This window comes from Mucilaginibacter phyllosphaerae, from assembly GCF_004378255.1.
Taxonomy (GTDB): Bacteria; Bacteroidota; Bacteroidia; order Sphingobacteriales; family Sphingobacteriaceae; genus Mucilaginibacter; species Mucilaginibacter phyllosphaerae.
This window is the reverse complement of record NZ_SNQG01000002.1, coordinates 541,029-565,882: the sequence shown is the minus strand read 5'-3', so window position 1 is coordinate 565,882 and position 24,854 is coordinate 541,029. Positions and strand designations below refer to the sequence as shown.

Below are 24,854 nucleotides of genomic sequence, written 5' to 3'. Positions count from 1 at the left end.
TTTGAACCGCGTACTCATCATTTCGCCATACTTTGCGCCATCTAACACAGCCGATATGCAGCGTGTGCGCATGAGCCTGCCCTATTTTGAGCAAAATGGCTGGCTGGCAGAAGTGGTAACCGTAGATGACGCTTACTCGGATGCGCAAAGGGATGAACTGCTGCTTGCAAGTATTCCGGCCGGTATAAAGGTGCATACCGTAAGGGCTTTATCTAAAAAGTACACCTCAAAATTGGGGTTTGGGAATATTGCTTACCGTGCTTACTTTTTTTTCCGGAGGAAGGTAAATGAGCTGCTGATCCGGAATAAATATGATCTTATCTATTTCTCTACCACCCAGTTCCCGATATGTGTGTTGGGTGCTTACTGGAAAAAGAAATTTGGGGTGCCTTATGTGATAGATATGCAGGATCCCTGGCATTCCGAGTATTACCGTGATAAACCCAAAGAACAGCAGCCGCCAAAATACTGGTTATCTTACCGGCTAAATAAATTATCAGAGCCCATGGCCTTAAAACAGGTTAGCGGTTTAATCAGCGTATCCCCAGATTATATTACCGACCTGAAGGCCAGATATCCGCAAATAAAGGCAGTGCCTGCGGCAACTATTACATTTGGCAGTTTTGCGCCGGATGTGGCCATAGCTTTGCAAAATAAGGATAGTTTTACCAACCTGCTTACATCCGGTTATAAAAACATAGTATATATTGGCCGTGGCGGTATAGATATGCACCGGGCCATCGCCCCGGTTTTTGAGGCGTTTAAAAAAGCACTGGTTCAAAACAGCGGGTTCTGCAACAACATCCGTTTTTACTTTATCGGCACCAGTTATGCCGGGCAAGGCCGGGGCATACCAACTATACTGCCCCTGGCCAGGCAATATGGTATAGCAGATCATGTAACGGAGATAACAGACAGGATAAGCTATTTCCATACGCTTGCCACGCTGCAGCAGGCGGATGCATTGTTCATCCCCGGCTCTGACGACCCCAAATACACCGCATCAAAAATTTATCCCTACCTGCTAACCAATAAGCCGCTATTAACCGTGTTTAATTCAAAAAGCCCGGCTAATGCTGTTTTAACAGCATGCGGCGCTGCTTATGCATTAAATTATGATGCTATAGATATAGCAGCACGCATCAGCCATTTTTTACAACTGCTGGCAACTGATGATTTACCTTTGCCTGAATATAACCGGCAATGCCTGCTTAAATATGATGCAGCAAACATAACCAAACAACAAACCGATCTGTTTGACCGGGTTTTAAACGAAACGATATGAAAAGATATATACAATACGGTTGCGGATTTTCGGCCCCTGATGGTTGGGTAAATTACGATGCATCGCCTACCCTGCGGTTTGAAAGACTACCTGTATTAGGTAAATTGTACACCCGTAATATACAGCGCTTTCCGGATAATGTAAAATATGGCGACATTGTAAGCGGCCTGCCCGAACAGCAGGATAGCTGCGATGGATTATACTGCTCGCACATCTTAGAGCATCTCTCCTATAACGATTTCGCAACGGCCTTAAAAAACAGCTATCGCATACTAAAACCGGGCGGTGTATTTCGCGGTGTAGTGCCCGACCTTAAGATTGCAGCACTGCAATACCTCCATTCCTTTGATAATCTGGATGCACCGGCAAACGAATTTATGAGAAGCACCATGCTGGGGATAGAAAGCCGGGGCAAAGGGATCTTATCAGGCTTAAAAGGCTTGTATGGCAATTCCAAGCATTTATGGATGTGGGATTATCAATCGCTGCAGGCCGAATTAACCAGGGCAGGGTTCAAAGAGATCCGCCCGGCACTATTCAATGATTCGGCCGACAGCCATTTTACATCGGTTGAAGAAGAAAGCAGGTTTTACAACGCTGCAGCTTTTGAGTGTACCAAATAATCCCAAATCTGTATTGAATAAAATAGAATTAAATTCAGCTGCTTCAGCAAAACCCAATAACAGGTTTGTGGCTTTAGATGGGTTAAGGGCATTAGCCGCATTAGGCGTGTTATGGATACATACCTGGGCAATATATGGCAGCCCCCGTTTATGGATAGGCCCTTTAGATATTACGTCGATCTTAGCCTTAGGGGGCAACGGGGTCGATCTGTTTTTTGTGATCAGCGGCTTTTGTATGTATTACTTTTATGCAAAAAACAAAGTATTTGTATATAAGGATTTTGGGGCGTTCATCAAAAACCGGTGGGCGCGGCTATCACCGGCCTTTTACACCATCTGTGCTATATATATTGTTATCAGGGTAACAGAAAACCATCAGTATGCTTATATAAAAACAGCAATAACAAGCTTAATTTATTTTAACGGCATATTGCCTGAATACAGCCCCGAAAGCATCTTTTGGTCGCTGACAGCCGAGTGGGAATTTTATCTCATCATTCCGTTTTTATTAATTTATCAAAACCGGTTAGGATTCAAAAAAACGTTTTTCATCATCAGTATCACCATCATAGTAATTGCCCTTACTGGCATTGTTTTTTTAAGATCAGGGTCGGATGATTTACTGGGCCATATCATATTCAGGTATTTTGAATTTATGTGGGGGATATTGGCTGGCAAACTACTGCTGGCATATCCGCGGATGCAATTAAAAAACCGCTGGCTTTATTTAATATTTTTCATCATTATCACCTACACAGGCAGGCTAATGATATCCAAACCTGTTTTAAGCTTAATTGCCGATTATTATAACTTATTTAAACTTATAGGCTTTACCCTTATGGGCCTGGGGTTTGGCGGGATAACTTATCTGGCCATCACATCAACAAAATATTTAAAATTTATTCTGGGGAATAAAGTATTAAGCTACATTGGTAAAATTTCTTTTAGTTTTTACCTTTACCATGGCTTGGTGCATCAGCTAACAGGTAATTATCTTATTGCAAAATTCCCCAATTTTAAAGGCATACTTGCACCCATAACAACATTTTTTATAAGTGCTGCCATACTTATCCCTATTGCAACCCTAAGCTTTATTGTTTTAGAAAAACCATTTATGGCCCGTAGTAAAAAGAGATGAAAAAACTGGCCATTATTGTAACCCACCCTATACAGTATTACGCGCCCGTATTTAAATTATTGGCGCAAACGGTAGAGTTGATGGTGTTTTATACCTGGGGCGAAGCTTCGCTAAACAAGCACGACCCCGGTTTTGGCAAAACTATTCAATGGGATATCAACCTGCTGGATGGATACTGTTACACCTGGGTAATAAACACGGCTGCTGATGCGGGCTCGCATCATTCAAAAGGTATTATTAACCCCGGCCTCATCAGCCAGATAGAATTATGGGGGCCCGATACCCTATTGGTTTACGGCTGGTGGTATCACAGCCATTTAAAGGTACTGCGCTATTTTAAAAACAAGGTACCGGTACTTTTCAGGGGCGACTCTACCCTGCTTGATGAAAAACCCGGCGTTAAAAATATCCTTAAATGTTTTTATCTGCGCTGGGTTTACAGCCATGTAGATTATGCCCTGTACACAGGTACAAATAATAAGGCCTACTTTAAAAAATATGGCTTAAAACATCAGCAAATGGTTTTTGCCCCGCATGCGGTGGATAATAACCGCTATGCCATCAGCCACCATAAGGCAGTAGAAAAGATAAGGCAGGATCTAAACCTTGCCGGCGATGATATACTGATACTTTTTGCAGGTAAATTTGAGGCCAAAAAAGATCCGATGCTTTTGCTGCAGGCTTTTATTAACTTAAATTTACAAGGCGCACATCTGCTATTTGTTGGCAATGGCGTTTTAGAGCCCGAATTAAAAAAAGCAGGCACCCGGCACAGCAATATCCACTTTATGAATTTTGTGAACCAAAGTGCCATGCCTGCCATTTACCAGGCCAGTGACATATTTTGCTTACCATCCAAAGGGCCCGGAGAAACCTGGGGGTTGGCCATTAACGAAGCGATGGCCTGCGGCAAGGCAGTTTTGGTTTCTGATAAAACAGGTTGTGCTGCCGATCTGGTTAAAGATGACAATAATGGCTACCAACATAAGGCAGGTTCGTTAGCAGATATCAGTAAAAAGTTGGCTATGTTAGCAGGCAAACAAAAAAACGGATTGGCCATCATGGGCGAAGCATCAAAAGCAATTATTAAAAACTGGAGTTTTGAACTACAGGCCGATCACATTACTAATTATCAGCATCAGTTAAATGCCAAATAAAGCCGAAAGGTACCTGATACTTTATTTGCCCTGGGTATTGTCTGTTATGTGTAATTCCATACCTGCAGTATCTTACCTGGTGGCCTGGGTGGGGTCGTTATTTATATTTTATATTTGCTATAGCGGGCATCTTAAACCTATGCCGGCAGACCGTAACATTACCGAACAGATAATGCGCCCCGTTTTTTTGGTGCAGGTTATTTTTATAGGCTATATGGCCTGTAGTTCTATATTTTATTTTTTTAACCTTTTAGGCTTTGGTAATCTCGACCAAACCGGCGACCTTTTTGATATGGCGGAAGAAAAAATTCCGCTTTTAGCCCAGTGCCAGCGTTATTATGTTTTGGGCCATGCCGCATTTGTTACCGGGATGCTCTGGTTCATGAAATACCCCATCGAACAAAAATACACTTATGACAGCGACAGGTTGGCCAACCTGCTGTTTCTGGTAGCTATATTTTGCCTCCCCTTAACTGTCCTGTCAACCAAAATACCGGGGCTTACACAATTTTATTTTCAATTCAGTTCATTAAGTTTTATTTCAGGTACACTGGCGCTTGCTTTTGCAATCCCGCTAAAAAAGATCGGTTATACGGCTATCTGCGGTTTTTTATACTTAACAAATTTTTATCAGGCGCTAACATCCGGGTTTAAAGAACCTATCATTATCAGTGTACTGGTGCTGGGTATCTTTTTATATCCAAGCTATAAAGCCGTAGTAAACCTTGTTTTTATACCTGTACTTATATTACTGTTTATGTACCTGCCTACTTACAACCAGGTTTTCAGGCAAAACGCCTGGGCAGATAATGTAAGCAGCGATGAAGCTTATGAATTAGCACTTGATGCAACTCTTAACCCGGATGAGGAGATCAGTAACTGGGGCTTTTTGGTTTTCAGGTTGAGCGAGGTGGATATGTTTACCAATTTCATCCAATCCACGCCCGATAAAGTCGACTACTATGGCTTACAACTGGTGGGGCAATCTGCAATGGCTGTTATACCCCGCATTTTTTGGCCGGGTAAACCTATAACCGAAGACCTGATCATGGAGCGGGTATATGATGCCGGTGTAATTTTGCGCGGCTCAAACGTATCTGCCAAACCCGCTTATATTGTTGATGGCTATCTATCCGGCGGTGTAATAGGTATATTTATATCCCTGTTTATTTATGGCGCTGCTGTACAACTCATATCACAAAAAGCCGAGCAGTTGTTTGGGGGCTATATTTTAGGTACCGCCCTCATATTCTGCGGTTTGTTCCAGATCTTTTGGCGGGGGTCAAGCTTTGAATTTATTGCCAATTCAGTTTTCTGGAGTTATATTACCATGCTGCTTGTGCACAAAATATTTGTGTGGACTAATTTTTTGAAACCGATTTGAAAGTACTGCACATTATTGCTGCTTATAAACCGGCCTATATCTACGGGGGGCCAACCATGTCGGCAAGTATGCTTTGCGAGCAGCTTAACCAGGCAGGCACCGCAGTTGAAGTATTCGCAACCACCGCAAACGGCGCCGGGGAGTTACCTGTTACAGCAAACTTACCGGTTAAAGTAGATGGCGTAACGGTTACTTATTTTAAAAGGATCACTAAAGACCATACCCACTTTTCGCCGGCTTTATTCAATGATTTGCGCAAAAGGGCCCACGAGTTCGATCTGATCCACATCCATGCCTGGTGGAACCTGGTATCTGTATTTTCGGCGGTTATCGCACAAAGTAAGGGCATACCCTTAATCATATCACCCAGAGGCACTTTAAGCGATTATTCCTTCTTAAACAAAAATTCGGGTGTAAAAGGGCTCATCCACAAACTGCTGGGTAAAAAGCTGCTGGCCAAAAGCCATATACATGTTACCTCAAAAAGAGAAGAAGAATCTATTAAAAAACTGGTTAAGCCTTTAAGCATTATCAGCATCCCAAATTTTGTAAAACCGGGTAATACCTTAATCAAAAAACAGCCCGCAGGCGGGCTATTAAAGCTGCTGTTCTTTTCACGCATCGAGCCCAAAAAAGGGCTTGATATTTTGCTGCATGCTTTAGCATTTGTAACCATCCCTTTTCATTTAACGATTGCCGGCGATGGCGATAAAGAATACACAGATGCTTTAAAAGCATTGGTTACCAACCCGGCATTATCCAGCAAAATTACCTGGGCAGGTTTTTATGGTGATGATAAGTTTGACCTGCTGGCTGCGCATCACCTGCTTGTGCTGCCATCGCACGATGAAAATTTTGGTAACGTGGTGATAGAAAGCCTAAGTGTTGGCACAGCCGTACTGGTAAGCGAAAACGTGGGCCTTGCCGGTTATGTAGATAAATTAAAACTGGGCTGGGTGTGCCAAACCAACGCGCCTGCTGTAAGTAATGCTATAAACACTATTGGCGCTCAATTAAAACAGGATCTGCAAACTATACGGGATACCGCACCGGCTATTGTGCGCGACGATTTTACAGGCAATAAACTGGTACAGCAATACATTCAATATTATAACAATACGATAACAAGGGCATGAGCGACTACAAAGATTACGGTTTCAACAATAATTCCATGACCCATAACTTTAACTACATACTGCAGCCTTTGCTGGGTATGCTTGCTAAAGATAAAAATCAATGCATATTAGACCTGGGCTGCGGTAACGGCTACCTGGTTAATCATTTAATATCCTTAGGCTACAATGCTTACGGTACGGATGCTTCCGAAAAAGGGATCAGGATAGCTCAACAAACCCACCCTGACCGCTTTTTTGTGCAGGACCTGTCAACAGGTAAACTCCCGGCCAAGCTACAGGGACTGCCATTTGATACCATTATCTCTACCGAAGTTATTGAGCACCTTTATGATCCGGCAGCGTTTATAGATTTTTGCAAGCAGGCGCTGCATAATCATGGTGACATTATATTATCAACACCTTATCATGGTTATTTAAAAAACCTGGTATTAAGCTTGTTTAATAAGTGGGATAGCCATATCAGCCCTTTATGGCTTGGCGGGCACATCAAAATGTGGTCGGCAAAAACACTTGGTAATTTATTAACTGGCAAAGGCTTTAAAGTTACTGCCTTTACAGGTTGTGGCCGGATACCGTATCTTTGGAAATCTATGTTAATTAAAGCGCGTTTAAATTGAACAGTCAGTTCTCTTTCATCATTCTTACCTATAACGAAGAGAGGCATCTTCCGCGGCTGCTCAACTCTATTACCGGCTTAAATGCCGAAACCTTTGTTTTAGATTCGGGCAGTACCGATGGTACGATAGTAATTGCCGAAAATGCAGGGGCAGTAATTGCACAGCATGCCTTTATTAACCATCCCCGGCAATGGGATTTTGCCCTTAAAAATTTTGAGGTTAAAACGCCCTGGGTAATCTGCCTTGATGCCGACCAGATAGTAACGCCCGAACTTTTTGTACTGCTGCAAAATTTTAGGGATACAGATTACCAAAGCATTAACGGCATTTACTTTAACCGTAAAAATTTTTTTAAAGGCCGGTGGATAAGGCACGGCGGTTATTATCCTTTTTACCTGCTTAAAATGATCCGTTTCGGTATAGGGTTTTCAGATACTAATGAAAATATGGACCACCGCCTGGTTGTGCAGGGCAATACGCTGATCTGGAAGAACGGCCACATCCTGGAAGAAAACCTGAAAGAGAATAAAATTAGTTTTTGGATAGCCAAACACAATAAATACAGTGATCTTTTGGCTCATGAAGAGATCGAACGCATGCAAAGCATCAGGCTGCAAACCGTTAAACCAAAATTCTGGGGGTCGCCGGATGAGCGTACCGCCTGGCTTAAACAACGCTGGTGGAAACTGCCGCGCTACGCAAGGCCTATGCTGTATTTTTTATACCGGATCATATTTAAATTGGGTATATTAGATGGGCGTACGGGCCTCATATTCCATTTTATGCAGGCTTTTTGGTTTAGGCTGGTAGTAGATATTAAAATAGATGAGCTTTTAAAGCAACAGCAAAGCGATGGGCAATAAATCAAAAATAACCCCCGCAGTACTTTTTGTTATCCGCTTTTTGTGCCTGTTTGCGCTGCTTTATGGCTTTTACATCGGTTACCTTAGCCTTACATCGCCGGGGGGCAAAGTTTACGCTGCCTTTTTAGATCATCACCTTAATTTCATCAGCGGTTTAAGATATATACTTATCGAGTGCAGTTCGGCTATATTAACTATTTTAGGGTTTGAAACCAAAACGAGTGTTTACCAGATGCTGGTTGTTGGCCACAACATTATCCATGTTGGGTACGATTGCCTGGGCTTTGGGGTGATGTGCTTTTTTGCAGCGTTTGTAATTGCTTATCCGGCTTCCTTAAAATCAAAATTATATTTTGGGGGCTTTGGGTTACTGGCCATACAAATACTCAATGTATCGCGTTTTATAGTATTGTCCCTTTACTGGCGGCCTGTAAAAAACGTTTATATATCAGATCATCACACTATGTTTAATATACTGGTATATATTATTATAGCCGCAAGCTTATACTTTTACATCCGTTATCAGGATAAAGCCCTTGTTAAAAATGCCGCAAACTAACTTGTCTGCCTATAATAATTCGGCTTACAGCCCGGGTGGCAATGCCCTAAAGCGGGTGTTATGGTATTACATTAATGCTGTCTTTTTTAAATCGTACTGGCTGCCGGTAAACGGCGTAAAAATATTTTTGCTGCGTTTATTTGGTGCACAAATTGGCAAAGGGGTGGTTATAAAACCGGGGGTAAACATAAAATACGCCTGGAATTTGCAAATTGGCAACAATACCTGGATAGGCGAGCGCGTTTGGATAGATAACCTGGTTAAAGTTGTGATAGGCGGCAATGCCTGCATATCGCAGGGGGCCATGTTGCAAACCGGCAGCCATAATTACAAAAAAGCCGCCTTTGATCTGATAACCGGGCAGATCATACTTGAGGACGGGGTTTGGATAGGCTGCGGTGCCATTATTAACCAGGGTATTACCGCAGCAAGCCATGCCGTGTTAGCCAGTGGTTCGGTAGCATCTAAAAACCTCAAGCCTTTTACCATTTACCAGGGTAACCCTGCTGTAGCAGTACGTGCCCGTGTTATTGAATAGATATACAATGTTTGATCCTGTAATATCAATAAACCGGATAGTGCTTTTAATTGTACTTGTAATAGTTTTTAGCCTGGGTTTAATGGTTGTGCTAACTCCACCTGCCATTTTTCCGGATGCCAGTTGGGGGTTCCAGGTGTTAAGGTGTATGCAATTGGGCGGCGATTTCAACATGCTTACCAAACCCAACCCGGCAGATCTTTCTAAAAACACAAGCGAATTTATATCCTGGTGGTCGCCGGGGCAGTATCTGGTTCCCTACTTTTTTAAGGTATTACTGGGTTTAAATACCGGCCATGCTGCTGCGGTTACTACCATGCTTTGCCAGCTTTTTGGGCTTGCAGGTTTTTATCAGTTTTTTAAAAAGGCAGGGTTTACACCGGTAATAAGTGCCTTAAGCTTACTGGTAATTGTTTGCCAGCAGGCGTTTTTTATCCCCTATATTTTTTATATAGGTGGCGAAACTTTACTTTTCGCTTTTGCAGGATGGTTTTTGTACGGCTGTTTGGTGTTTGATAAGCCCGGCTTAAAGCTGGTACTGTTTGTGTTACTTGCCGGCTGGATAGGCTTTATCTGCAAATCATCCTTTATATGGATCTATGCCGGCGGTTTACTATTTCTTTGGATCCGGCTATCGGCAGGTAACAAAAACGTTAAACACTGGCTTTTTAAAGGCTTTTGGGTAGGCGTACCGGCCCTGATATCGGTAGCCGTTATCTCGTGGTTGTATCTGTCAAAGGGCCTTAATCCCTCATCGGGTTCAAACGGTATCGACCTGAGCTGGCCAACCTTAACCTTCCCTGTTGCCTCACCCCTGCTGGCAGGCTTCTCTGCAGACGATCTGGTGAACGGCTTTATTTTCCATAATGATGTACCCATATTATCCGCCCCATGGGTAATGGTGGTATTAGTTGCGCTGGCTGTATTAAGTGCGCTGCTGGTTTACGCCATCTGCAAAAACGTACCAAACAAAAATTACAAATTGCTGCTCATCATTATTTATGGCATATCCATTCTGTTTTTCGGCTCGGCATTTATGCGTAAACTAAGCATCTCTTACGAGTCGAGGCATTTCAGGATCGTCGGCTTGCTCATCATCCCCGGCACTTTATACCTGTTTAGCCGATATAAAATGGTTTATCGGGCAGCTTTGGCGCTGGCAGTTTTAATTATTGCCATCTTTTCGGTTAAGTTTTATATCAACGGGCAAAAGGGGCTGCATGAATACACCGCTTACGGCACATCCGGCATTGGACAGCAGTTTATAGATCAGCCGAGCCTTAACTATATTAAAATGCTTGATGACAGGCACAGGGACGCCATATTTGTTTTTTTTAGTGCAGACCTGGGGCTGGAAATTCGGCATAACCGTATCATTACGCTTGATGCACTCAACAGTAACCTTAATATTAACCAGGATGATTACCTGCATAAAGGCCACGCAGGCCCATTATATATTGTTATGCCCGCTTATTACACCGGCATCCGGGCAAACATTATTTTAAAATCTTTCCCCGGATATAAGGGCTTTTCGTTAAAAGAGTTGAGCGATAATTACGTGCTTTACTTTGCTACCGGGGCCCGGTAATATCTTTGTTGATCTCTTTCCAGAGCAGGTCCTTCAGTTCGGTGATATTTTTCTGGGCTACCGATGATATAAATACATACGGTATATCTGCCGGCACTTCCTTTTCCATCTCTTCCTGTAACTCGGTATCAAGCATATCCGCTTTGGTTATGGCTAAAACCCGCGGCTTGTGCATCAGTTCGGGGTTGTACTCGTTCAATTCTTTTAGCAGAATACTATATTCCTCCCTTATGCTGCGGTTAGTATCGGCCGGCACCATAAACAGCAGCACCGAATTACGTTCGATGTGGCGCAGAAAACGAATCCCCAGGCCCTTGCCTTGCGAAGCACCCTCTATAATACCCGGTATATCGGCCATAACAAACGATTTGTTGTTGCGGTAACCCACAATACCCAAATTGGGTACAAGCGTTGTAAAGGCATAATCGGCAATCTCCGGCTTGGCGGCAGATACCACCGAAAGCAGGGTTGATTTGCCCGCATTAGGGAAACCTACCAAACCAACATCGGCCAGTAATTTCAGTTCCAGAATATTCCAGTCTTCCTCACCGTCTTCGCCGGGTTGGGCAAAACGCGGCGTTTGCTGGGTAGGCGTTTTAAAGTGCCAGTTGCCTAAGCCGCCACGGCCGCCTTTGGCTAAAATTTTGGTTTCCCCATCGGCGTTTATCTCAAAAAGCACCTCGCCTGTTTCGGCATTTTTGGCAATAGTACCCAAAGGCACTTCCAATATTTCATCCCGGCCGGTTTTACCAGATCGTAACGAACTGCCGCCCGAGTCGCCGTCGCCGGCAATAACGTGCTTACGGAATTTAAGGTGAAGCAGGGTCCACAACTGGGCGTTACCCTTTACAATCACATGGCCGCCGCGGCCGCCATCGCCACCATCAGGGCCGCCCTTAGAGGTTAAAATATCACGATGCAGGTGCGAAGAACCCGCACCACCATGTCCCGAACGGCAACAGATCTTTACGTAATCAACAAAATTTGAGCCTTGAGACATCCTTTTCTATTTTAAAGTCGGGAAAGCCCGAAAGACAATAAAGTCCGAAAGTAAAGAAATATATACTTCCTTCTTCCGGACTTTACCGTCTTGCCGACTTTCGGACTGTATGAATTAATAAGAAGCTATAACCGTATTGATGGAAGCGAAGATATCTTCTACCGCGCCTATACCATTAATGCTTGTAAATTTGTTTTGATTTTTATAAAAGCCTGCAACCGGTGCAGTTTTATCATTATATTCTTTAATACGCTTGCGGATAACTTCGGGGTTGGCGTCATCCGGCCTGCCCGAGCTTTTACCGCGCAGCAATAAACGCTGCTCTAACTCGGCATCGGTAACCTCCAGCGCTATCATGCCGGATATGGCCGAATCTTTTGATCTAAGCAATTGATCCAGCGCTTCGGCCTGTGCAACCGTACGCGGGAAACCGTCAAAAATAAAACCCTTTGCATCTTTATTGGCATCAAGCTTATTGCTGATCATCCCTATCACTACGCTATCGGGCACCAGCATACCTTCGTCCATCAGTTTTTTTGCTTCCAGGCCAAGTTCGGTACCCTGTGAAATTTCGCCACGTAATAAATCACCCGTTGAAAGGTGGATGAGGCCAAATTTTTCGATAAGATTTTGTGATTGAGTACCCTTCCCTGCGCCGGGCGGACCAAACAGTACTAAGTTAAGCATCCCTTTGTGATTAAAGTTAAAAGCCTTTCCGTTGCATACAGAAAGGCTTAAAGTTATTGTGCACTTGTAGGGATTCGAACCCCAAACCTTCTCATCCGTAGTGAGATGCTCTATCCAATTGAGCTACAAGTGCATTTCCCGGATTAAGTTTTTGATGCTTAAAATAACATCAGACCCTTTTTTTACGGACTGCAAAAATAGAATTTTCTTCTATTTGTTGCAAACTTTTTATCAATTACTTTACTTTTTCTGCAATTGCCTCAAAATCGGGCAAGTCGCCGGCATTCTCCAGCACCTCTGCATAAATCACATTTTGCTGCTCATCTATCACAAAGGCAGCACGTTTGCTCACGCCTTTCATACCAAATGCAAATGATTCGTACAGCGCGCCATAAGCCTCAGATGCATCCTTATTAAAATCAGAAAGCAGCGGAAACTGGTAAGCATTCTCTTCTTTAAACTTAGCCAGGGTAAAAGGCGAGTCGACAGAAATGCCTAAGATCTGTGCGTTTAAGCCGTCATAATAGCCAAAGCTATCGCGCATGGTGCAAAGCTGTGTAGTGCAAACACCTGTAAATGCTAACGGAAAAAAATGGATCACTACCTTTTTACCTTTAAGATCGGCTAATGAAACTTCTTTAAGATCTGACGAGGTTAATGTAAACTGCGGTGCCGCCTGGCCTGTTTGTATCGACATATTATTGGTTTTATCCTGCAAATAAAATGATAATTACCATAATGATTATCACCGGTGTGTTATTAAACAAAAAGTAAAAAATAATTCGGCTTAAAGCGCAAAAGGCACACAAACATATCCATCCTAAAAGCTATTATTAACGGTATGAAAGCCATCATCATTACCCAACCCGGCGTGCCGGAAGTTTTGCAAATTGCTGAAAGGCCCATCCCTGCCGTTAAACCCGATGAAGTATTGATAAAGGTAATGGCCGCCGGCATTAACCGCCCGGATGTGGCGCAGCGCAAAGGCAATTATCCGCCGCCTGCGGGTGCACCTGTTGATATACCGGGGCTGGAAATAGCCGGCACAGTGGCCGAAATGGGTAAAGATGTTACCCGTTGGAAGGTTGGTGATAAAGTTTGCGCCCTGGTAATTGGCGGCGGCTATGCCGGGTATTGCAATGCACCAGAGGGGCAATGCCTGCCCGTGCCGGATAACCTGTCGTTTGCAGAGGCGGCATCCCTGCCCGAAACCTTTTTTACCGTTTGGAGCAATGTGTTTGATCGCGGCCAATTAAAACCCGGCGAAAGCTTGCTGGTGCATGGTGGCAGCAGCGGCATTGGCGTGGCTGCTATACAAATGGCTGCTGCATTAGGCAATACCGTTTATGTTACCGCAGGCAGTGATGACAAATGCCAATTTTGCGAAGGCCTGGGCGCCGCAAAAGCTATTAATTATAACACCACAAAGTTTGACGAAGAGATCCTGCGGCTTACCGGTAGCAAAGGTGTTGATGTGATACTGGATATGATAGGCGGCGATTACACGCCTTTAAACATTAAATGCCTGGCTACCGAAGGCCGTTTGGTGCACATTAACAGCATGAAGGGCAAAAATGTAACTATAGATCTGGCCGAAGTAATGCGGAAGCGCATCAACATTACAGGATCTATGTTACGCTCGCGCGATGTGGAGTTTAAAAGTGCCATCGCCCAAAAGCTCGAACAAAATGTATGGCCGCTACTTAAATCGGGCAAAATAAAACCTATTATTTACAAAGTATTTACTGCCGATGAAGCCGCCAAAGCGCACGAACTAATGGAAAGCAGCGCACATATGGGGAAGATAGTATTACAGTTTACAGATAATTTGTAGTTGTACATGCCTTTAAACCTGCTGTTGCGGCCGTTAACCGCACATCCTTAAACCGCCTGTTATCTGTTATGAGACGGCATTTTAAAAAATCATTGAAATTTCTTCGCTCAGGTATTTAAATATTTAGCAATAAACCTTAACTTTGCGCCTCTGAAATAGGACCGTTTTGTATTACAGGTATCTGTTTCATTATAAATTCTTTAAAACACCAGGTTATATATGCCAAACATTGGAAAAATATCACGGATCATCGGTCCGGTAGTTGACGTAAGTTTCGCTGATGATGCACATCTTCCTAAGATTTATGATGCACTTGAGATAACAAAAGACAACGGACAGAAAATCATTTTAGAAGTTCAGCAACATTTGGGTGAAGACCGTGTGCGCGCAATCGCCATGGACTCGACCGACGGTTTGCTGCGCGGTATGAAAGTTTTAGATACCGAAAATGCTATTAAAATGCCGGTTGGCGAAAGCATTAAAGGCCGTGTATTTAACGTAGTTGGCGATGCTATAGATGGTATTGAGGATTTAGATAAAACCAATGGCCGCCCTATCCACGCTACCCCGCCGCGCTTTGAAGACCTGTCTACCGAAACTGAGGCTTTGTTTACAGGTATAAAAGTAATTGACCTTTTAGAGCCTTACGTAAAAGGTGGTAAAATTGGTTTATTTGGTGGTGCCGGTGTTGGTAAAACGGTATTAATTCAGGAATTGATCAACAATATCGCGAAAGCTTACGCAGGTTTATCTGTATTTGCAGGTGTAGGCGAGCGTACCCGTGAAGGTAACGATTTACTGCGCGAGATGCTGGAATCAGGCATTATAAAATACGGTGATGCATTTATGCATTCTATGGAAGAAGGCGGCTGGGACCTGTCTAAGATAGATACCGAAGCTTTAAAAGAATCAAAAGCAACATTCGTTTTCGGACAAATGAACGAGCCTCCTGGTGCGCGTGCACGTGTGGCACTTTCCGGTTTAACCCTGGCAGAGTATTTCCGCGATGGTGACGAAGAAGGTAAAGGCCGTGATATCTTATTCTTTATTGATAACATCTTCCGTTTTACGCAAGCGGGTTCTGAGGTATCGGCACTATTGGGCCGTATGCCATCGGCGGTAGGTTATCAGCCAACTTTGGCAACAGAGATGGGTACCATGCAAGAGCGTATCACGTCAACAAAACGTGGTTCAATTACATCTGTACAGGCCGTTTACGTACCTGCGGATGACTTGACCGACCCTGCACCGGCAACAACCTTCGCCCACTTAGATGCTACAACCGTACTTTCACGTAAAATTGCCGAGCTGGGTATTTATCCTGCGGTGGATCCGTTGGATTCTACCTCACGTATCCTTAGCGCAGCTATCTTAGGCGACGAGCATTACAATACCGCTCAACGTGTTAAAGAAACTTTACAACGTTACAAAGAGTTACAGGATATCATCGCTATCTTAGGTATGGATGAGCTTTCTGAAGAAGATAAATTAGTGGTATCACGCGCCCGTCGTGTGCAGCGTTTCCTTTCACAGCCATTCTTTGTTGCCGAGCAGTTCACCGGTTTAAAAGGTGTATTGGTTGATATTAAAGACACCATCAAAGGCTTTAACATGATCATGGATGGTGAGGTTGATGAATACCCGGAAGCAGCCTTTAACCTGGTAGGCAGCATTGAAGATGCTATTGAAAAAGGTAAAAAGCTTTTGGCTGAAGCCAACAACTAAGATTTGAGATGTGAGATATTAGATTTGAGATAAATACATTCAAATCTAATATCTCACCTTTTATAATATACAATACAGGTATAAGATTAAAGATCAGGAGCTTCATCTCATATCTAAAATCTCATATCTCCCATCTAAAAACAGAATGACATTAGAAATTCTTACACCCGATAAAAAAGTTTTTGAAGGCGAGGCTACCTCGGTTACCTTACCTGGTACATTAGGTTTTTTCGAGATCCTGAACAACCACGCTCCTATCATTTCTACTTTAAATGATGGCAAGCTTACCATACGTGGCGCTCAGGAAGATGTATTTTTTATACAGGGTGGTGTTGTAGAAGCCTTAAACAACAAGATAACTGTGTTGGCAGAAGGTATTATTCACAAATAGGAACTTTTTATACTGATAGTAGGAAGTCCGGTCAGTATTGGCCGGACTTTTTTTGTGTTTAATTTTTTCGTTCTTTGAAATTTTTATTAATTACCGGTAGTGCTTAAATCACCATCAATTACCATGGGGTAAGTAATTAAAATAGGGCCATCTAAAGTTTGTTTTAATTCAACATCGCCTTTGATATGCTTTTTTACGTTTGACTGCATGATCCAGCCGGTCTTTTTATTGATCTTAACTTTGGTAACATTGTCACCGGCTATGTTAAGCAAACGAATGAAAAACTTATTTGAGTTTTTAAACTCAGGGACTTTATCTGCCATGATAACAGCAGTACCACTTATTTCATAAGCATCATCCGTAACACCGTCTAAAGTAAAAGTGGTTTTAGTTTTGGCTGAAATTGCCGCGGCCTCCAAAAAAGTTTGGTTTGTCCAATTTGATTTAACATCTACCTGGACTTTTGGAAAGATCACAAACGATTCCTGTAAGTTGCCTTTGATGGATTTATCACCAAATGATTGTTGCAACTGTGCCATTAATTGAGTCTTCTTTTGCTCATCTATTGCCGGGAAGCCCTTAAATATGCCGGCGAACAATCGTTCGGTATTCTTTACAGTTACGATCTGCCCTCTTTTACTCATCATTATAGTAAACGAATTGCCTATCATATTACGCATAGCTTTAGACATGATATTGGTTGTATCATTATCCTGGCTATTGAAGTTAATGGTTTTACCACCCAACTCCATATTCATCACAAGGCTTTTATAAGTAACGTCCATATCATAAAGGGTATCCTGTATAGATATAACCTTGTGCGACATTACCCCTGTAATAGTAGTTTTTACAATTTGATGTGCGCCCTGTATCAACTGATCAATATCCATTTTGGCATTCATCGTAATAGTGTAAGTACTATCTTTTTGAAGATTAAGCTGTAATTTAATTTTTTGGGAATAACCTGTGGCAGCTATCAATAAGATTAAAAGGGTAAATGTTAATTTCATATTATTTAGTTAAGTAGTAAAGATGCTGATAGTTTTCAGGGATAACAAATGATGTTCTATCAAAGTAGATTTTAGAAATATTTTAGCCTTAGCAACTGCATTTCACGCCGAATTTTGACATTTTACTATGCATGCATAAAACACATACCGAATACCGTTTTAAACTTTGGTATAAATTAATAAAAATTAAATTCTAATAAATTATATATTTACAAACTATAATATTGAATTAATTATAAAAATAAAATTATATACTTATTTTAAAAATAATTTTATTGCCTTGCTAATCAATATAGCTATATCTAACTTACAAATATCTTATAACACAAACGCTGGCAACAACCATTTGGATGTAGCCGCATACAAAAACGCCGACAAAAATGAGTTCATCATCAGATACAAATAACACTGTTGAAATAAACAAATACAGTAAAACCTTTACTCAGGATGAAACCCAGCCTGCGGCAAAAGCTATGCTGTATGGTATTGGCCTTACCGATGATGACATGCAAAAAGCGCAGGTAGGTGTAGCAAGCATGGGTTATGATGGCAACACCTGTAACATGCACCTTAACGATCTGGCCCAGTTGGTTAAACAAGGTATTTGGGATGAGGATATGGTAGGCCTCATCTTCCACACTATTGGTGTAAGTGATGGCATGAGCAACGGTACCGAAGGTATGCGCTACTCGTTAATGAGCCGTGATATCATTGCCGATTCTATTGAAGCTGTTACCGGTGCACAATATTATGATGGATTGATCACCCTGCCGGGATGCGACAAAAATATGCCGGGTTCTATTATGGCAATGGGCAGGTTAAACCGCCCTTCTATCATGGTATATGGCGGTACCATTAAGCCCGGCCACTATAAAGGCGAAGACCTGAACATCGTATCGGCATTTGAAGCTTTAGGTAAAAAAATAGCGGGGCAAATCACCCCCGAAGATTTTATAGGTGTGATAAAAAATGCCTGCCCAAGCGCGGGTGCATGCGGTGGTATTTATACGGCAAATACTATGGCTGCTGCTATAGAAGCTTTGGGTATGAGCTTGCCTTACTCCTCATCAAACCCTGCGTTAAGTGATGATAAAAAAGCGGAGTGTTTGGCCGCGGGCAGGGCGATAAAGGTTTTGTTAGAAAAAGATATTAAACCATCAGATATCATGACCCGTGCTGCTTTCGAGAACGCGATAGTGATCATCATGGTTTTGGGCGGCAGTACCAATGCCGTACTGCACCTGATAGCAATGGCTAAAAGCGTTGGCGTAAAGGTAACCCAGGATGATTTCCAGACCGTGAGCAACCGCATCCCGGTTTTGGCCGATATGAAGCCAAGCGGTAAATACATGATGGAGGACCTGCATAACATTGGCGGTGTGCCTGCGGTAATGAAGTATTGCCTTGCACAAGGCTGGCTTGATGGCAGCTGCCTTACCGTAACCGGCAAAACTATTGCAGAAAACCTGGAATCGGTACCTGAATTAAACTTCGATACACAAAAAATCATACTGCCGGTAGAAAACGCTATTAAAGCGACCGGCCACTTACAAATATTATACGGGAACCTGGCCACCGGTGGCAGCGTAGCTAAAATTACCGGCAAAGAAGGTACCAGCTTTGAAGGCCCGGCACGTGTGTTTGATGGTGAGTTTGAATTGATCCACGGCATCCAAAGCGGTTTGGTAAAACAAGGCGACGTGGTGGTGATCCGTAACGTTGGCCCTAAAGGCGCACCCGGCATGCCCGAGATGTTGAAACCAACTTCGGCCATATTTGGTGCAGGGTTGGGTAGTTCGGTAGCGTTAATAACTGATGGCCGTTTTAGTGGCGGCACACACGGTTTTGTGGTAGGCCACATCACGCCAGAGGCTTATGACGGCGGTGGTATTGCCTTTGTAAAAGATGAGGACCGGATATTTATTGATGCCATAAACCGCACCATTAACGTAATGATAAGCGATGAAGAGTTTGCGGCACGGAAAGCAGCATGGCAACAACCGGCTTTAAAAGTGAGCAAAGGGCTTTTATACCGCTACGCAAAAACGGTAAGCAACGCTGCCGAAGGTTGCGTAACAGATGAAATGTAGCCCCCTAACCCCCTAAAGGGGAAACAAAGGAGCTTAAATATAACAAAGAAATTAATCAAAAAACACTCCCCATTTAGGGAGTTGGGGGCTAAATAAATGGAAACACAAACAATCACACAAGAAGTAAGTGAAAAAGCAGCAGAACCTGCAAAATCACCAACCGTAGAACTTTCAGGATCAGAAGCGTTATTGGAAGCCCTGATTGTGGAAGGTGTGGATACTATTTTTGGTTACCCCGGTGGCGCAATTATGCCTATTTACGATGCCTTGTATGACTATAGCGACAAGCTGACCCACATCCTGGTTCGCCACGAGCAGGGCGGCATTCATGCCGGCCAGGGTTATGCGCGTACATCGGGTAAGGTAGGTGTAGTGTTTGCTACCAGTGGCCCGGGCGCTACTAACCTGGTTACGGGTTTAGCGGATGCACAAATTGATAGTACGCCGTTAGTATGTATAACAGGCCAGGTTTTCGCGCACCTTTTAGGTACCGATGCCTTCCAGGAAACAGATGTAATAAACATCACCACCCCGGTTACCAAATGGAACTACCAGGTAACTGATGCTACCGAGATACCCGAGGTGATTGCCAAGGCGTTTTACATTGCCAAAAGCGGCAGGCCCGGCCCGGTTTTAATAGATATTACCAAAAACGCACAGATCCAGAAGTTTGATTACGAAGGTTATATTAAATGTAACCATATCCGCAGCTACAGGCCAAAACCTATCGTTCGCCCGCAGTATATACAAGAAGCTGCCGAGCTGATCAATTCTGCCAAAAAACCATTTATTTTATGGGGACAGGGTGTAATATTAGGCAGTGCCGAGCAGGAGTTTAAAGCTTTTGTTGAGAAAAGCGGTATCCCCGCAGCATGGACCATATTGGGCGCAGGTGCAATCCCAACAGATCATCCGCAAAACGTAGGGATGCTGGGCATGCATGGTAACTACGGGCCAAACGTTTTAACCAACGATTGCGATGTATTGATCGCGATAGGTATGCGTTTTGATGATCGTGTAACCGGCCGTTTAGACAAATACGCCAAACAGGCCAAAGTTATTCACCTGGATATTGACCCTGCCGAGATCGATAAGAATGTAAAATCAACCGTACCTGTTTGGGGCGATTGCAAAGAAACTCTACCGATGCTGACCGCATTGGTAGCAGAAAAACAACATACCGAATGGCTGGCCAAATTCAACGATTATACCCGCCAGGAAGTGGAACAGGTTATACATAACGAACTTAACCCTACCACGGACGAAATGACCATGGGCGAGGTTATCAAACAACTGAACGAGATCACGAAAGGTGAAGCCGTTATTGTGACCGACGTTGGCCAGCACCAGATGGTAGCCTGCCGTTATGCGCAGTTTAACAACACCCGCAGCAACGTTACCAGCGGTGGTTTAGGCACAATGGGCTTTGCCCTGCCTGCAGCCATAGGTGCTAAGTTTGGTGCGCAAGACCGAACCGTGGTGGCTATTATTGGCGATGGTGGTTTCCAGATGACCTGCCAGGAGTTGGGTACCATTATGCAAAGCGGCATCGATGTAAAGATCATCATCCTGAATAACCGTTTCCTGGGCATGGTTCGCCAGTGGCAGGAATTGTTTAACCGCCGCCGTTATTCGTTTGTAGATATCCAGAGCCCGGATTTTGTGGCACTGGCAGCAGCTTACCGCATCCCCGGCAAAATGATAGACGACCGTAAGGACCTGCCTACAGCGTTGAACGAGATGCTGAACAACCCCGGTTCGTTCCTTTTAGAAGTAATGGTAACCAAAGAGAATAATGTATTCCCGATGGTACCGCAAGGTTGCAGTGTAAGCGAGATCAGGTTAAAATAAGAAGCCCCCTAACCCCCTGAAGGGGGAATTGAAAAAAGAAAAGATGGAAAATCAGGATAACGAGAAGCAGGAATTTAACATAACGGTTTACACCGAAAACCAGATAGGTTTATTAAACCGGATTGCTATAATATTTACCCGCCGTAAGATCAACATAGATAGTTTAAACACCTCTCCGTCTGAGATAGAGAGCATCCACCGTTTTAACATCGTGATAACCGAATCTGAAGAAGTGGTGCGTAAGCTAACCCGCCAGATAGAAAAACAGGTGGAAGTGTTAAAGGTGTATTATCATACCAATGCCGATGTTATTTGGCAGGAACTGGCGTTATACAAGGTATCTACCGATGTGATTGCCGAAAAGGTAAGCGTAGAGCGTTTACTGCGCGAAAACGGCGCACGTGTGGTGGTATTGCGTAAAGACTATACCGTGTTTGAAACTACCGGCCATCGCGAAGAAACCGATAACCTGATCAGCATATTACAGCCCTACGGCCTGATAGAATTTGTACGAAGCGCACGCGTGGCCATTATTAAAGATAGCGAAGGCTTTAACAGCAAACTGCGCGAGTTTGAAAGACTGGAGCCGGGCGAAGACGTGATAGAAAACGAATACCTTAACCAGGGGCAAAAAGTGTTTACGATGTAGGTATTAGTGATTGGAGAGTGGTGAATAGAGAGTAGTTTCTAATCGGTGAAATCAACAATCAATCAGTGTAATCATAAATAGTAATTATAAATCACAATAAAAATCAACATCATCGGTGCAATCGGTGAGATCAAAGTAAAAACAAAAACAATGGCAAAACTAAATTTCGGCGGTAGTGAAGAAAATGTAGTAACCCGCGACGAGTTCCCTTTAGCAAAAGCTCAGGAAGTATTAAAAGACGAAGTTGTAGCAGTAATTGGCTACGGCGTTCAGGGCCCGGGCCAGGCACTTAATCAAAAAGACAATGGCATTAACGTAATTGTTGGCCAGCGTAAAGGCACAAAAACCTGGGATAAAGCTGTAAACGATGGCTTTGTACCCGGCGAAACCCTTTTTGAAATTGAAGAAGCCTTAGAAAGAGGAACCGTTATTTGCTATTTATTGAGCGATGCAGCACAGATAGCTTTATGGCCAACTGTTAAAAAACACCTAACCCCGGGCAAAGCACTTTACTTCTCTCATGGTTTTGGTATCACTTTTAACGAGCAAACCGGCATTATCCCTCCTGCAGATGTGGATGTATTTTTGGTTGCACCTAAAGGTTCGGGTACGTCATTACGCCGTATGTTTTTGCAAGGCCGCGGCTTAAACTCAAGCTACGCTATCTTCCAGGATGCTACAGGTAAAGCTTTTGAGCGTGTTATCGCTTTAGGTATTGCTGTAGGCAGTGGTTACCTGTTCGAAACAGATTTTAAGAAAGAAGTATATAGCGATCTAACCGGCGAACGTGGTACGCTGATGGGTTGTATCCAGGGTATTTTTGCTGCACAGTACGAAGTGTTGCGTTCAAACGGTCACTCACCATCTGAGTCGTTTAACGAAACGGTTGAAGAATTAACCCAATCGTTAATGCCATTAGTTGCAGAAAACGGTATGGACTGGATGTACGCCAATTGCTCTACTACTGCACAACGTGGTGCATTAGACTGGTGGAAAAAATTCCGTGATGCTACCAAGCCTGTATTCGAAGACCTATACAAAAGTGTTGCTACCGGTGTAGAATCACAACGTTCTATAGATTCTAACAGCAAAACCGATTACCGCGAGAAATTAGATGCTGAATTAGCAGAACTACGCGACAGCGAATTATGGCAGGCAGGCAAAACTGTACGCAGTTTACGCCCCGAGAACCAGGCTGTAGAAGCATAAGGAAGTTTAAGGTTAAAAGTGTAAAGTTTAAAGCCACAAGCTTCCTCTTTACACTTTTAACTTTCCACTTTTGACTTTATACTTAAAAACATGGGACAAACATTATTTGACAAAATTTGGGATGCACACGTCGTCAGTAGCAACGAGGGTTTTCCTGATATTTTATACATCGATACACATTTTATACACGAGGTAACCAGTCCGCAGGCATTTGATGGTTTGCGTGCAAGAGGGTTACCGGTTTTCAGGCCACAACAAACCGTTGCCACGGCCGATCACAACGTCCCAACCTGGGACCAGCACCTCCCCATTAAAGAAGAACTTTCCCGATACCAGGTGGATATGCTTACCAAAAACTGCGCAGAGTTCGGCATCGAGCTTTACGGTTTGGGGCATCCATTCCAGGGTATCGTCCACGTTATAGGCCCCGAGCTGGGCATCACCCGTCCGGGTGGTACTTATGTTTGCGGCGACAGCCATACCTCTACACACGGCGCCTTTGGTGCCATAGCGTTTGGTATAGGTACGTCACAAGTAGAGCAGGTTATGGCAACCCAGTGTTTGCTGCAATCGCGCCCAAAAAGAATGAAGATAGAAGTTAACGGCCGGTTGCAAAAAGGCGTTGGCGCAAAAGATATCATCCTGTACATCATTTCACAAATTTCTGCAGCAGGCGGTACAGGCTATGCGGTAGAGTATGCCGGAGATACCATCCGTGCATTAAGCATGGAAGGCCGCATGACCATCTGTAATATGAGCATCGAAATGGGTGCCCGTTGCGGATTGATAGCGCCTGATGAAACAACCATCAACTACGTTAAAGGACGCGAATTTGCCCCTAAAGGCGAAGAGTGGGACAAGGCCGTAGCTTACTGGCAAACTTTGTACTCTGATGAAGATGCGGAGTTTGACAGCATATTAAGCTTTAAAGCTGAAGATATTGAGCCGATGATCACCTACGGAACCAATCCTGGAATGGGTATCGGCGTTACACAGCATGTGCCGGAAACGGCTTCTTTTGAGCAAAAGGAACAAGGCTCTTACAAAAAAGCCCTCGATTACATGGGCCTGCATGACGACCAGCAATTGTTGGGCAAACCTATCGACTACGTTTTTATCGGCAGTTGCACCAACAGCCGTATAGAAGACCTGCGCGAAGTTGCCCAATTTGTAAAAGGCAAACACAAGGCCGAAAATGTAACGGTTTGGGTAGTTCCCGGCTCTAAGCAAGTACAAGAGCAAGCCATCCGAGAAGGTCTGGATAAGATCTTTGATGCGGCAGGTTTCCCTTTACGCGAACCGGGCTGCAGCGCATGCCTGGGTATGAATGAAGATAAGATCCCGGCAGGTAAATACTGTGTATCTACCTCTAACAGGAACTTCGAAGGCAGGCAAGGCCCTAATTCACGCACCTTCCTGGCAAGCCCGTTAACCGCGGCAGCAAGCGCCATTACAGGTAAGGTTACTGATATCAGGGAATTTTTGTCTGAGGAAGTTGTCTGAACTCGAATTAAACGAAT

The 24,854-nt window shown here is 43.6% G+C and carries 21 protein-coding genes, 1 tRNA gene and 1 pseudogene; 18 read left to right on the top strand and 5 right to left on the bottom strand.

Features of this window, described 5'->3' with window-relative positions; all coding sequences use genetic code 11:
- Position 1 precedes the first annotated feature (1 nt).
- From E2R65_RS07365 to E2R65_RS07315, 10 genes and pseudogenes are all read left to right on the top strand, one after another.
- On the top strand, positions 2–1,285 hold the full coding sequence (locus tag E2R65_RS07365; RefSeq protein ID WP_229704655.1) for a glycosyltransferase: 1,284 nt from the start codon (positions 2–4) through the stop codon (positions 1,283–1,285).
- The gene (locus tag E2R65_RS07360; RefSeq protein WP_134335834.1) at positions 1,282–1,908 is read left to right on the top strand and encodes a class I SAM-dependent methyltransferase; all 627 of its coding nucleotides are present in this window, start codon (positions 1,282–1,284) and stop codon (positions 1,906–1,908) included. Before E2R65_RS07365 ends, E2R65_RS07360 begins: the two co-directional genes overlap by 4 nt.
- Entirely contained in the window at positions 1,856–3,046 is a 1,191-nt protein-coding gene (locus tag E2R65_RS07355; protein WP_158285231.1) for an acyltransferase family protein, read from the top strand. The genes E2R65_RS07360 and E2R65_RS07355 overlap by 53 nt, the downstream gene beginning before the upstream one ends.
- Positions 3,043–4,203, top strand: a complete 1,161-nt coding sequence (locus tag E2R65_RS07350; protein WP_134335832.1) for a glycosyltransferase family 4 protein — start codon at positions 3,043–3,045, stop codon at positions 4,201–4,203. The genes E2R65_RS07355 and E2R65_RS07350 overlap by 4 nt, the downstream gene beginning before the upstream one ends.
- A complete protein-coding gene (locus E2R65_RS07345; RefSeq protein WP_134335831.1) occupies positions 4,193–5,587 on the top strand; it encodes an exosortase Y-associated Wzy-like protein in 1,395 nt (464 codons plus the stop codon). The genes E2R65_RS07350 and E2R65_RS07345 overlap by 11 nt, the downstream gene beginning before the upstream one ends.
- On the top strand, positions 5,584–6,723 hold the full coding sequence (locus E2R65_RS07340) for an XrtY-associated glycosyltransferase XYAG1 (RefSeq protein ID WP_134335830.1): 1,140 nt from the start codon (positions 5,584–5,586) through the stop codon (positions 6,721–6,723). The genes E2R65_RS07345 and E2R65_RS07340 overlap by 4 nt, the downstream gene beginning before the upstream one ends.
- A complete protein-coding gene (locus tag E2R65_RS07335; protein ID WP_134335829.1) occupies positions 6,720–7,340 on the top strand; it encodes a class I SAM-dependent methyltransferase in 621 nt (206 codons plus the stop codon). The genes E2R65_RS07340 and E2R65_RS07335 overlap by 4 nt, the downstream gene beginning before the upstream one ends.
- Positions 7,337–8,762, top strand: a pseudogene (gene xrtY, locus E2R65_RS20040) (exosortase Y). Before E2R65_RS07335 ends, xrtY begins: the two are co-directional and overlap by 4 nt.
- The gene (locus E2R65_RS07320) at positions 8,749–9,300 is read left to right on the top strand and encodes a WcaF family extracellular polysaccharide biosynthesis acetyltransferase (RefSeq protein WP_134335826.1); all 552 of its coding nucleotides are present in this window, start codon (positions 8,749–8,751) and stop codon (positions 9,298–9,300) included. Before xrtY ends, E2R65_RS07320 begins: the two are co-directional and overlap by 14 nt.
- A gap of 7 nt (positions 9,301–9,307) precedes the next feature.
- The gene (locus tag E2R65_RS07315) at positions 9,308–10,888 is read left to right on the top strand and encodes a hypothetical protein (RefSeq protein ID WP_134335825.1); all 1,581 of its coding nucleotides are present in this window, start codon (positions 9,308–9,310) and stop codon (positions 10,886–10,888) included.
- On the opposite strand, the gene obgE is transcribed toward E2R65_RS07315, so the two are convergent.
- From obgE to E2R65_RS07295, 4 genes are all read right to left on the bottom strand, one after another.
- Positions 10,872–11,888 (bottom strand): GTPase ObgE, encoded by a 1,017-nt coding sequence (obgE, locus tag E2R65_RS07310; protein ID WP_134335824.1) that lies wholly within the window; start codon positions 11,886–11,888, stop codon positions 10,872–10,874. The genes E2R65_RS07315 and obgE overlap by 17 nt on opposite strands.
- Before the next feature lie 114 nt (positions 11,889–12,002).
- Positions 12,003–12,575, bottom strand: coding sequence for an adenylate kinase (locus E2R65_RS07305; protein WP_134335823.1), 573 nt, complete (start codon positions 12,573–12,575; stop codon positions 12,003–12,005).
- Positions 12,576–12,634: 59 nt separating this feature from the next.
- Positions 12,635–12,708: transfer RNA gene (locus E2R65_RS07300), tRNA-Arg, on the bottom strand.
- 102 nt (positions 12,709–12,810) lie between these two features.
- Entirely contained in the window at positions 12,811–13,272 is a 462-nt protein-coding gene (locus E2R65_RS07295) for a redoxin domain-containing protein (RefSeq protein WP_134335822.1), read from the bottom strand.
- Between the two features lie 144 nt (positions 13,273–13,416).
- On the opposite strand from E2R65_RS07295, the gene E2R65_RS07290 reads away from it, so the two are divergent.
- The 3 genes from E2R65_RS07290 to atpC all read left to right on the top strand — a co-directional run bounded on the left by E2R65_RS07290 (position 13,417) and on the right by atpC (position 16,525).
- Complete coding sequence (locus tag E2R65_RS07290; protein WP_134335821.1) at positions 13,417–14,409, top strand: NAD(P)H-quinone oxidoreductase; 993 nt, start codon at positions 13,417–13,419, stop codon at positions 14,407–14,409.
- A gap of 219 nt (positions 14,410–14,628) precedes the next feature.
- Positions 14,629–16,134 (top strand): F0F1 ATP synthase subunit beta, encoded by a 1,506-nt coding sequence (atpD, locus tag E2R65_RS07285; protein ID WP_134335820.1) that lies wholly within the window; start codon positions 14,629–14,631, stop codon positions 16,132–16,134.
- A 145-nt stretch (positions 16,135–16,279) separates the two neighbouring features.
- Positions 16,280–16,525, top strand: a complete 246-nt coding sequence (gene atpC, locus E2R65_RS07280) for an ATP synthase F1 subunit epsilon (RefSeq protein ID WP_134335819.1) — start codon at positions 16,280–16,282, stop codon at positions 16,523–16,525.
- 86 nt (positions 16,526–16,611) lie between these two features.
- Here the strand turns inward: atpC and E2R65_RS07275 are convergent, their stop codons facing one another.
- Positions 16,612–17,535, bottom strand: a complete 924-nt coding sequence (locus tag E2R65_RS07275; protein WP_134335818.1) for a DUF6263 family protein — start codon at positions 17,533–17,535, stop codon at positions 16,612–16,614.
- 380 nt (positions 17,536–17,915) lie between these two features.
- Between E2R65_RS07275 and ilvD the strand changes: the two genes are divergently transcribed.
- The 5 genes from ilvD to leuC all read left to right on the top strand — a co-directional run bounded on the left by ilvD (position 17,916) and on the right by leuC (position 24,837).
- A complete protein-coding gene (ilvD, locus tag E2R65_RS07270; RefSeq protein ID WP_134335817.1) occupies positions 17,916–19,625 on the top strand; it encodes a dihydroxy-acid dehydratase in 1,710 nt (569 codons plus the stop codon).
- Positions 19,626–19,721: 96 nt separating this feature from the next.
- Positions 19,722–21,476, top strand: a complete 1,755-nt coding sequence (gene ilvB / locus E2R65_RS07265; RefSeq protein ID WP_134335816.1) for a biosynthetic-type acetolactate synthase large subunit — start codon at positions 19,722–19,724, stop codon at positions 21,474–21,476.
- 43 nt (positions 21,477–21,519) lie between these two features.
- A complete protein-coding gene (gene ilvN, locus E2R65_RS07260) occupies positions 21,520–22,125 on the top strand; it encodes an acetolactate synthase small subunit (RefSeq protein ID WP_121246094.1) in 606 nt (201 codons plus the stop codon).
- Positions 22,126–22,275: 150 nt separating this feature from the next.
- On the top strand, positions 22,276–23,334 hold the full coding sequence (ilvC, locus tag E2R65_RS07255) for a ketol-acid reductoisomerase (protein ID WP_134335815.1): 1,059 nt from the start codon (positions 22,276–22,278) through the stop codon (positions 23,332–23,334).
- 90 nt (positions 23,335–23,424) lie between these two features.
- A complete protein-coding gene (leuC, locus tag E2R65_RS07250; RefSeq protein ID WP_134335814.1) occupies positions 23,425–24,837 on the top strand; it encodes a 3-isopropylmalate dehydratase large subunit in 1,413 nt (470 codons plus the stop codon).
- Positions 24,838–24,854 lie beyond the last annotated feature (17 nt).

What these genes read in the sequence shown, in the direction of transcription:
- E2R65_RS07360 (WP_134335834.1), top strand. Translation starts at nt 1,282, where the DNA reads ATGAAAAGATATATACAATACGGTTGCGGATTTTCGGCCCCTGATGGT.
- E2R65_RS07350 (WP_134335832.1), top strand. Translation starts at nt 3,043, where the DNA reads ATGAAAAAACTGGCCATTATTGTAACCCACCCTATACAGTATTACGCG.
- E2R65_RS07345 (WP_134335831.1), top strand. Translation starts at nt 4,193, where the DNA reads ATGCCAAATAAAGCCGAAAGGTACCTGATACTTTATTTGCCCTGGGTA.
- E2R65_RS07335 (WP_134335829.1), top strand. Translation starts at nt 6,720, where the DNA reads ATGAGCGACTACAAAGATTACGGTTTCAACAATAATTCCATGACCCAT.
- E2R65_RS07320 (WP_134335826.1), top strand. Translation starts at nt 8,749, where the DNA reads ATGCCGCAAACTAACTTGTCTGCCTATAATAATTCGGCTTACAGCCCG.
- E2R65_RS07315 (WP_134335825.1), top strand. Translation starts at nt 9,308, where the DNA reads ATGTTTGATCCTGTAATATCAATAAACCGGATAGTGCTTTTAATTGTA.
- obgE (WP_134335824.1), bottom strand. Translation starts at nt 11,888, where the DNA reads ATGTCTCAAGGCTCAAATTTTGTTGATTACGTAAAGATCTGTTGCCGT.
- E2R65_RS07305 (WP_134335823.1), bottom strand. Translation starts at nt 12,575, where the DNA reads ATGCTTAACTTAGTACTGTTTGGTCCGCCCGGCGCAGGGAAGGGTACT.
- E2R65_RS07295 (WP_134335822.1), bottom strand. Translation starts at nt 13,272, where the DNA reads ATGTCGATACAAACAGGCCAGGCGGCACCGCAGTTTACATTAACCTCG.
- E2R65_RS07290 (WP_134335821.1), top strand. Translation starts at nt 13,417, where the DNA reads ATGAAAGCCATCATCATTACCCAACCCGGCGTGCCGGAAGTTTTGCAA.
- atpD (WP_134335820.1), top strand. Translation starts at nt 14,629, where the DNA reads ATGCCAAACATTGGAAAAATATCACGGATCATCGGTCCGGTAGTTGAC.
- atpC (WP_134335819.1), top strand. Translation starts at nt 16,280, where the DNA reads ATGACATTAGAAATTCTTACACCCGATAAAAAAGTTTTTGAAGGCGAG.
- E2R65_RS07275 (WP_134335818.1), bottom strand. Translation starts at nt 17,535, where the DNA reads ATGAAATTAACATTTACCCTTTTAATCTTATTGATAGCTGCCACAGGT.
- ilvD (WP_134335817.1), top strand. Translation starts at nt 17,916, where the DNA reads ATGAGTTCATCATCAGATACAAATAACACTGTTGAAATAAACAAATAC.
- ilvB (WP_134335816.1), top strand. Translation starts at nt 19,722, where the DNA reads ATGGAAACACAAACAATCACACAAGAAGTAAGTGAAAAAGCAGCAGAA.
- ilvN (WP_121246094.1), top strand. Translation starts at nt 21,520, where the DNA reads ATGGAAAATCAGGATAACGAGAAGCAGGAATTTAACATAACGGTTTAC.
- ilvC (WP_134335815.1), top strand. Translation starts at nt 22,276, where the DNA reads ATGGCAAAACTAAATTTCGGCGGTAGTGAAGAAAATGTAGTAACCCGC.
- leuC (WP_134335814.1), top strand. Translation starts at nt 23,425, where the DNA reads ATGGGACAAACATTATTTGACAAAATTTGGGATGCACACGTCGTCAGT.